1 pseudogene is annotated in these 1,107 nt (G+C 78.0%); it reads right to left on the bottom strand.

The features are described from left to right. Nucleotides 1-1,107 (bottom strand): annotated as a pseudogene (locus tag BST40_RS30445) (PE family protein); the annotation flags it as partial.

Below are 1,107 nucleotides of genomic sequence, written 5' to 3'. Positions count from 1 at the left end.
GCCCCCGATTGCGCCGAAGCTGCCGCCGCTTGCGCCGGCGGTGATGCCGCTGCCGGCCACGAAGGATCCGCCGTTGCCGCTGTTGCCGCCGGCACCGCCGTCGCCCGCCAGCACTATGGCGATCGCAGCGATGCCGTAGGAAGCGCCGGCACCGCCGAAACCGCCGTCGCCACCACTAGTTCCGGCACCGCCGTGCCCGCCGTCGCCGCCGATGCCGACGCCGGCTACCACGGGGCTGTAGGCGATGCCCAGGCCGCCGTTACCGCCGCCTCCGCCGCCTCCCGTGGAAGCATCGCCGCCATGCCCGCCGGCTCCGCCCACCGCCGCGAACAGACTCCCGGCGGTGCCGCCGCCACCGCCGCCACCGCCGAATCCGCTGGTGCCCGGACCGCCGGCGCCGCCGGCCCCGGCAAAGGCCGCGAGTGCGCCGGAGGCGTCGCCGCCGTCACCTCCCTGACCGCCGTTGACCCCGGCGCCCGTGCCGGCGTGCCCGCCTTCACCGCCCACTGCAACCAACAGACTCTCTCCATTGCCGCCGTCGCCGCCGAACCCGCCGGTACCCGGGCCTCCGGCACCTCCGGCCCCGCCGATTGCTGCGAGTACGCCGTAAGCGCTGCCGCCGGCACCTCCATTGCCGCCGCTGACCGCGAGGCCGATGCCGGCGTCGCCACCGCTCCCCGCCGCACCGATGAATCCGACGCCGGCACCGCCGGCACCGCCACTGCCGCCGCTGCCAGTGGGGGCCGCGCCGCCGTGCCCGCCGGTACCGCCTGCACCGGCCAGCAGCCCGACGCCGTCGGCGCCGGCGCCGCCGGCGCCGCCGCTGCCGAGGACAGATGCACCGCCATCCCCGCCGCCGCCGCCCGCGCCCACGGCCGCGAAGCCGAAGCCGCCATTGCCGCCGGCCCCGCCGGTGCCGCCGGACCCGGTGGCGGCCCCGCCGGTGCCACCGGCGCCGGCGTGGGCCACGGAGAACCCGAGCAAGTTGAAAGCCACGGTGTCGCCGCCGGCGCCGCCGGCGCCGGCGGTCCCGGTGGTAGCTGCGCCGCCCATGCCGCCAGCACCGCCCAGCTCTAAGAGGATTCCGATGGGGCCCTCGTAAGCGGC

The sequence above is a fragment of the Mycobacterium persicum genome (genome assembly GCF_002086675.1).
Taxonomy (GTDB): domain Bacteria; phylum Actinomycetota; class Actinomycetes; order Mycobacteriales; family Mycobacteriaceae; genus Mycobacterium; species Mycobacterium persicum.
Note: the sequence above shows the minus strand (reverse complement) of the source record. Positions and strands in the feature narration are given on the sequence as shown.